Raw genomic sequence first — 7,901 nt, forward strand, 5'->3', positions numbered from 1 at the left:
GATCGAAAATCTGAAAGTGACGGTCGCGTATCTCAAACAGACGTCCTTCCCGTCAGGAATTGAACGCACATTCCAGTCGATTGACGGACTGACGCTCAACGGCGATGGGTATGTCGTTTCCCTGAGCTTTAACAAAAAGGGAAAAGAAACGGTATCGCTGCCGGTCTTCATCGTCCAGCAGTACAACAAGGACACCCTGAAACCGGAAAGCTATTTCAACCTTCAGGATCAGACCGTGCTGATCACCAAGCTGAGCAGTGACGCGATTCTCGAAGAAACACCGGAGCGGAAGGTGGTCGACGTTGCGGTTCCGTTCTATGAAGGTCAGGATCTGGCGGAACGCTTCGCAAACGCCGTCGGCAGTAAGGAAAAGAAAAAGGACTATGCCTGGGCGAAAGAGGTCGTAGCACAGATGCGGACACAGCTGGTCGATTTCTACGCGAACCAGATTGGAAAATAAACAGAAAAAGCAAGGATGGATTAAAATTCCGCCTTGCTTTTTTTGTTAAAACGAGTTAATCTGAGGTGCAGTGAAAAACATGATTTTAAAAAAAGCAGTGCAAGGAAAGATCTGAATTCTCACGCCCGCGTTGCACTGCTTTTCCACCCCCACTGACGGCGCAGCCTTTTTTGACACACAGGATAAACCGTTGATCAGGCATGAATCATCCTTCTAAAGAAAAGAGGGTTCATTCTTCACTCCCCCTCCCTGGATCCCGGGGTGGATGTTGTTCATTGATAGATCAGTGTTCCTGTCCTCATTATAAGGCGTAGGCCGGAAAAAGCAGAGACAGAGGGAAAAAGAAAAACCGGGCTTGTTTTAACCCGGTTGGCTGGCAGGAAAAGGAACTTGTGATGTCTGCGGTCAAATGTCGATGCCCAGCCAGGCTTTGATCGCCAGACCGACCAGAAAGGAAATCACGGCGACCGAGCCGGAAATCACAAACATCTCAAGAAACCGCTGCTTGAAATTGTAGTCCTTGGCGACGGAAATATAATAATTGAAAACCAGAATAATCAGCGTCACCGTGACTAACAGCGCGATCAGCGCCGGGATGTAGGCTTCCGCCGGAAGCAGTAAATACGGCAGGCTCATCAAAGCGACGGTGATCATATACATGACGCCGGTATACAGACACGATTTGACAGCCTGCGGGTCATTGTCACTCTTGGCGGAGAGATAGGCCGAAGCGGTCATCGAGAAGGTCGCGGAAACGCCGGTGATCAAGCCGGACAGAGCGACCAGCCGGTTGTTCTGCAGGGCGAAGGTCAGGCCGGCCAGCGTTCCGGTCAGCTCGACTAAGGCATCGTTCATGCCCAGCACCATCGAACCGACAAACTGCAGGCGTTCCTCATCAAGCATCGCCAGCAAGGCTTGTTCATGCCGCTCTTCATCCTCGGCGATTTTCTCGGCTTCCGGAATTTCCTGAATTAAGCTCGTATAGGCTTTATCCGCCTTGTCCTCGCCGTTTTCCATCAGTTTCAGAGCGAAGGTATAGCCGAAAATTTTAGAAAGCAGGCTGTACCAGAACACCTTGCCGGTGTTCGGCTTGGGCTGCAAGCCGGTATATTTTCCCCACAGCTTGCCATGCGAGGCTTCTTCCTGGGCAATTTGAATCAGGATCTTGCGGTCTTCCTCCGACTTGACCGTCGCTGCGATTTTTTGATAGATATGATATTCGTCAATTTCATTCTGCTGCATCCGAATCAGGGTTTTCAGGGCAGCTCCGGAACATTCATTCATGTGGTTTACCCCCTATTTCTGTACTTCATATTACACTATTTGACGGAAGAATTCAAAATGGAATGGAAAAGAAACGGGCGGACAGCCGGCAAACAAAAGCGAAAACACCGCGGAAGTTCTCCCAGCTTAAAATAAGCGGCTGCGGCAAGGACGGAAAACGAAAATCAGAGCGGCAGTCAGGGGAGAATCAATCAACCGGCGAGCAGTCGATAAAGTTCAGCGGCAGTCCTTCAAGCAGCTTTTCCGCCATCGCAACCCGGCTGAAATCCTGAAGTACCAGCGGTGCATGCGCATCCCATCCATAACATACCGGACACCGCATGGCGGCGGCGATCTCCCAGAACTTCCGGAACGGATAGGCGCAGGTCGTTTCCGTGGATGCTGGATCAGTCGTGCTGATCCGGTATTTATGCTGGCCGTAATGTACGCCGTTCAGGTTGATTTCCAACGGAATCCCCGTCCTTGCGCTGACCGTGCAGATCCGCTTGGCCGCTTCCGCGCAGGCGGGGGTGAAGGTGCGGCGGCCAAGCATGAAGTAATCCGGATGGGCAATCAGACTGAACCAGCCGATCGCTACGGCTTTTTCAATTTGATCGGCATAGAACAGCACGTCTTCATCATTATTATAGGCGTCGTAATCATAGACCAGCTCATAAGCTGGATTCGTTTCGATCGCTTTGAAATGTTGACCGAGAATCAGATAGTCCACTTCACCGTGGAGTTGTTTTAACAGTTTTTGATGATCCTCGAGATACTCCGCTTCATAACCAAACCGCAGCATGATCCGATCCTGATATTTGACTTTTAACTTGATCATGGAATCAACGTATTCCTGACGCTGGTCATAGGCCATGCGGCAGGTTGGCAGATGCAGCTCGGGATAGGGCATGTGATCGCTGAAACCGAGCTGCTCAAAACCAGCCTCGATCGCGCTGAGCACCATCTGATCATCAGTTCCGCTGGCATGACCGCAGCGGAAGGTGTGCGTGTGCAAATTGAATTTCTGCATGGTAAGTTCTCCTTTGACCGGCATCGTGCAGGTTAAGTTCAGTGTAACGGATGTCCGGCATCAAAGCAATCCTATTTCCTATTCCGCGGCAGCGGTTGATCCCGAACTTTGAAAAGCAGGCTGATTCAGCGGAGAATGCGATCAGAATCCGGGAGTTCCGGGTTATTTTGGCTAAAGACAGCGCCTGTATTCTATGATACAATAGCGGAGAAAAAGGGGATTTTATCAACCATGAAAGAAAGAGAAAAGTTATCTTCCCGGCTGGGATTTATTTTAATATCGGCTGGCTGCGCGGTCGGTCTGGGCAATGTCTGGCGGTTTCCGTTCATCACGGGCCAATATGGCGGCGGCGCGTTTGTCTTAATCTATTTGTTTTTCCTGATCCTGCTGGGGTTGCCGATTATGGTCATGGAATTTTCTGTCGGCCGGGCGTCTCGCAAATCAGTTTCGCATTCCTTCGACGTCCTGGAACCCAAAGGGACGCGCTGGCATGGGTTTAAAGCGATGGCGGTCAGCGGCAACTACATTCTGATGATGTTCTATACGGTGGTCGGCGGCTGGATGATGAACTATGTGGTTAAAATGAGTTCCGGCAGTCTGAACGGTTTGGAAGCGGCGGACGTGTCCGGGGTGTTTGACGCCATGTTGAAATCCCCGGCGCAGCAGATCGGTTTTATGGTGCTGGCGGTCCTGCTGGGATTTCTGGTCTGCCGGTTAGGCTTGAAGAACGGTGTAGAACGGGTATCCAAGGTCATGATGTCCTGCCTGTTTCTGATCATGATCGTGCTGTGCGTTCGTTCGCTGACCTTGCCGAATGCGATCGAAGGATTAAAGTTTTATCTGATTCCGGATTTTAACCGGATGCTGGAGGCGGGCATCAGCAACGTCATTTTCGCGGCGATGAGTCAGGCATTCTTCACGTTGTCGATCGGTATGGGATCGCTGGCGATCTTCGGCAGCTACATCGGTAAAGAACGCAGCCTGTTCGGCGAGAGCTTAAATATCATGGCGCTGGATACCGTGGTTGCGCTGCTTTCCGGGCTGATCATTTTTCCGGCCGCGGCGGCTTACAACATACCTGTCGATTCCGGACCGGGACTGGTGTTCATCACGCTGCCGAATATCTTCAACTCAATGCCCGGCGGGCAGATTTGGGGAACGTTGTTCTTCATCTTCCTGTCGTTTGCCGCGCTGACGACGATCATCGCGGTATTTGAAAATATCGTGGCCTTCGCAATGGATTCAGGGATGTCGCGGAAGATGTCGGTAGGGATGAATATTATTCTGCTTCTGGTCTTATCACTGCCTTGTGCGCTGGGCTTCAATCTGTGGAGCGGCTTCCAGCCGTTGGGCGCCGGCAGCACGATTCAGGATCTGGAGGATTTTATCGTTTCCAGCAACATTCTGCCGTTGGGTTCGTTGATCTACCTGATGTTCTGTACGCGGAAATGCGGGTGGGGCTGGGATGCGTTCATCGAGGAAGCGAACGCCGGAAAAGGACTGCGCTTTCCAGAGAAGATCCGCGGCTATCTGCGCTGGGGTCTGCCGTGCATTGTCATCTTCATCTTTTTCCAGGGCTACTATGCCAAGTTCACCGGTTTCGCGCAGTTCTGGCTGCCGTTAATCATCGTGGCCGGCATCATGATGTTCCCGCTGAGCGCCTGGCTGAGTCAGCGTAAATCGTAATAAAAACCCTCGTCTAATTGACTCTTCTATCAGGGAGTTGATTTTGGACGGGGGTTTTCTTTGTGCTTTGCGGACGTTCTTTTCATTTGGAACAGCCAGACTTCGCGGGAAACAGGAATCCGTGCCGGAATCCGGGGAGGGACAACCCTCTTTTCAAAAGTTCAATTATTCTTTCCTTTTCCAGCCAGTTTATTCTTTGTCCAGTCGGCAATACTTCACGAAATGACTCACGGAAAAATGCTTTGGGATTGCCTTCCTGAGTAAGAAAATAATTTCCAACGACCGCTTCCCAATGTCCGCATAAAGATATTTTTTGTGGATTTTTATTTCTCTTGATCGAAAAAATACAACCAATATCCATCCCTGATTTTCCTTTCAAGCTCAGTGGCGTGTTATCTTATTTTTTCTTTTTTGTTTTGATGAATATTTGAAGATCAACCTATGAGTTCAGGCTGAGTCAAAATTAAAACCAACATGGCAATTATAAACGGCAAGGCCACGAACAGAAAGTTGGGAATTCCTTTTGGATTGTCGTAATCTGTATAGATTCTCTTTCCCAGATAGTAAATTTTGATTGTTTCTGGAAAAGTAGTTCTTCCATCTACTCGAAATTGGACTATTTTAGTTCTCTTTCGTCTGCCCTTTATTGAATACGAATACCGCACAGCTTCGATTCCACTACCATCAGCATAATAGTAGCTTTTTTGACTGCCTGTTATCGTTGCATCAACAACCTGCCCTGATTGTTTTGCTTTTTCAATTTTCTTTTCTTGTCCCCATCCGATAATTTTTTTATTAAGCAAAATGATCTCAATAATCCATACCATGACAAAGGTCAGCAAAGCCGGAGCTGCAGGAATAATCAACTGCATGGCTTGTTTCCAGAGTTCTTCTTCACTCGTAAGCATTTTCCTACTCCCTATCCAGTTCTCATTGATGGAGAAATTATACCATCTTTCATATCAACAAAAAACAGAAGTTCTGTGTTTAACGTAAGTCAACACAAAAACTTCTGTTTTAAGAATTTGGCATAAATGAACTTCGTTCAATTAGAGAGAACGGGCGCGCTCAACCCGGCGGAGCTTGCCTTTGACAGAAAGCTCTCCCGCTCGGATTAACGGCTGTGGATCGGCTTGAATCAGCGTAATAAAGGTCACCCGTTCCTGTACTTCGATCGTTCCGATCTGTTCTGCACGATACCCTGCGCTGCATAAAGCGCCGACAAAATCACCAGGGCGCAGCTTATGCTGCCGGCCGGCCCGGATTAAGATCGTCGCTTTGTTTTGTTTCAGTTCAGCCGCTTTCTCCGGCTGGCTTTGATTCTTTGTTTTCCAATGCGCTAATCCTGAGTGATCATCCAACGGATCCAGTTCGAAAGTTTCATCCTGAATTTCCAACGTTTCCAGGAAGGACGAGTAGCGGTTCTGCTGATTGGGCGTGAGGAGGGCAACCGAGGTACCCGGCTGATCAATCCGTCCGCAGCGCCCGCAGCGGTGAATGAAGGATTCCAGATTCAATGGCAGATCCCAATGCACGATCAGCGATAAACCGTCGATATCCAGACCCCGCGCCGCTACGTCAGTCGCGCATAAAATCCGCAGCTGTCCCTGACGAAATTGTTTCAGCACGGCAAACCGTTGATCCTGTTCCATCCCGCCGTGCAGGGCATCCGCACAAACCCCTTTTTTCTTGAGCTGTTCTGCGACTTCTTCCGCCATCACCTGCCGGTCGCAGAAAACAATCGCGGAGGGTGTCTGGATTGTGGAGAAGACATGAAGCAGACCCGTGAGTTTTTCAGTGTTGGAAACCGTCAACGAGGTCAGGCGGATATTCTGATTTGTCTGGCGAGGCGAATCAATCTGGATCATCAAAGGATCGTGAACCGTGATTTCCGCCAACTGTAAAATTTCCGGACTTAGGGTTGCGGAAAACAAACAAGTTTGAATGGGGAAAGGAAGCTTTTCTAAAATCTGATGAACGGTTTCTGTCAGCCCCAGCGAGAACATCTGATCCGCTTCATCCAGAACGACCATTTTCAGCTGAGAGAGATCGAGCGTTCCCTGTTCTATATGATCCCACACCCGGCCCGGGGTACCGACGACAATTTGAACTCGCTGCTTCAGCTGGTATTTCTGACTTTTCATCGGCTGCCGGCCAACCAGCCGTACACACGTCAGACGTCGGAACAAACTGAAATTCTGGATTTCCTGAGTGATCTGATCAGCCAGCTCACGCGTCGGAGCGAGGATTAACGCCTGCGGAAGCCGGTCTTCAAAATGACATTGTTGGCAAACGGGGAGGGCGTAGGCTGCGGTTTTTCCTGAGCCGGTCTTCGCCTGGACCAGACAATCCCGACCCTGAAGAAAAGAAGGAATCACCTGTTCCTGAACCGGGGTGGGCTGCGTGTAGTGCAGCGCTTCAACCGCCTGACGCAAATCGGCTTCCAGTAGTTCAAATACGTTGTTGTTATTCATCGGGAGAACCTCCTGTCAAGTTTCTTATAATAAAGAATAAGATCAATAAGTCTGGCTCTCAGCATATCAGCAGAAGACTAAAAACACAAGGATTAAATCAGGTCTACAAATGTAATATTATCGTAAGGTTTTCTGATGAGCGGCCATGCTACAATGAAAAAAGGAAGAATCTGGGGTGATATCGAATGAAACAGCGGAAAGACCGGATTATTTCGTCAGCCATTTTATTTTCTGTGATCCTGGCCGGCGTCTGCGTCGTCTGGTGGGGATATGCATCGCAGTATCAGAAAATTTTAGGAACAAGTCCTTTCTCACCGATGCTGCAAAAGCCTTCCTCTGCATTGGTCTTTACCGTTTTGACCGCAGGGTTGACCGCCGGGATCTTTGTTTTCTTATTCAGAAAGAAACTTCCGTTTTTTCAGCTGCGGACAGCCACGGCGGGGATTATGACGACGCTTGTTTTGATCAGGGCAATGGAATGGGCTAACGAATCTGATTTTCCCAGTATTCTTGCTTTCCTCTCACCGTTAAGCATGCGATATCTGTTTATTTCTCAAAGTCGTGCGCATTGGACTGATGTCCACCTTTCTTTCATTCTGACTTGTATGCTCTGCGGAATTCTTTTGTCTGTTTTGATTGTCAGAAAACAAGTTCATTGGAGCTGGACGGCGGTTCGCATGACGATTCTGGCGAATGTATTTGCGATTGGTACGATCCATGGCGGAATGCTTACGTTATATCCTTATGTTCTGGAAGTTCTGATCGAAATTCTCATTGCGGAACAAATCATTCAGGGGATACAGCGCTGGATTGAAAAATGAAAGGGGGAAGTAAAAATGAACTCACAAGGACCGACAATTTTATGCCGCATTTGTAGTTGGCTGCTAATCTATTTATCCCTCATGCTGGGCTGCTGGCAGTTTTATGGGGGATGTCGCTTTTTCCACTTTTATGGAGATGTCCGCATCATTCCGGGGACGTTGACGCT

At 49.0% G+C, this 7,901-nt stretch carries 8 protein-coding genes; 3 read left to right on the forward strand and 5 right to left on the reverse strand.

The window, feature by feature from the left end:
- Positions 1 to 460, forward strand: a 460-nt coding sequence (locus tag AC5OW4_RS13165; RefSeq protein ID WP_493677069.1) for a hypothetical protein, incomplete at its 5' end; no start/stop codon positions are given.
- A 405-nt stretch (positions 461 to 865) separates the two neighbouring features.
- Here the strand turns inward: AC5OW4_RS13165 and AC5OW4_RS13170 are convergent.
- Entirely contained in the window at positions 866 to 1,744 is an 879-nt protein-coding gene (locus AC5OW4_RS13170) for a VIT1/CCC1 transporter family protein (RefSeq protein WP_072685132.1), read from the reverse strand.
- 187 nt (positions 1,745 to 1,931) lie between these two features.
- On the reverse strand, positions 1,932 to 2,753 hold the full coding sequence (locus tag AC5OW4_RS13175; RefSeq protein WP_229100703.1) for a histidinol-phosphatase: 822 nt from the start codon (positions 2,751 to 2,753) through the stop codon (positions 1,932 to 1,934).
- Between the two features lie 231 nt (positions 2,754 to 2,984).
- On the opposite strand from AC5OW4_RS13175, the gene AC5OW4_RS13180 reads away from it, so the two are divergent.
- Positions 2,985 to 4,439, forward strand: a complete 1,455-nt coding sequence (locus AC5OW4_RS13180) for a sodium-dependent transporter (RefSeq protein WP_195395522.1) — start codon at positions 2,985 to 2,987, stop codon at positions 4,437 to 4,439.
- Positions 4,440 to 4,521: 82 nt separating this feature from the next.
- Here the strand turns inward: AC5OW4_RS13180 and AC5OW4_RS13185 are convergent, their stop codons facing one another.
- From AC5OW4_RS13185 to AC5OW4_RS13195, 3 genes are all read right to left on the reverse strand, one after another.
- Positions 4,522 to 4,800, reverse strand: coding sequence for a hypothetical protein (locus tag AC5OW4_RS13185; protein WP_072685129.1), 279 nt, complete (start codon positions 4,798 to 4,800; stop codon positions 4,522 to 4,524).
- A gap of 73 nt (positions 4,801 to 4,873) precedes the next feature.
- The gene (locus tag AC5OW4_RS13190) at positions 4,874 to 5,347 is read right to left on the reverse strand and encodes a hypothetical protein (protein ID WP_072685128.1); all 474 of its coding nucleotides are present in this window, start codon (positions 5,345 to 5,347) and stop codon (positions 4,874 to 4,876) included.
- Positions 5,348 to 5,488: 141 nt separating this feature from the next.
- Positions 5,489 to 6,913: a DEAD/DEAH box helicase gene (locus tag AC5OW4_RS13195; protein ID WP_493677071.1), complete on the reverse strand. Its 1,425-nt coding sequence runs from the start codon at positions 6,911 to 6,913 to the stop codon at positions 5,489 to 5,491.
- Positions 6,914 to 7,098: 185 nt separating this feature from the next.
- On the opposite strand from AC5OW4_RS13195, the gene AC5OW4_RS13200 reads away from it, so the two are divergent.
- Positions 7,099 to 7,734, forward strand: coding sequence for a hypothetical protein (locus AC5OW4_RS13200; protein WP_493677072.1), 636 nt, complete (start codon positions 7,099 to 7,101; stop codon positions 7,732 to 7,734).
- The last annotated feature ends 167 nt before the right edge of the window (positions 7,735 to 7,901 follow it).

It is taken from the genome of Holdemania sp., assembly GCF_986127675.1.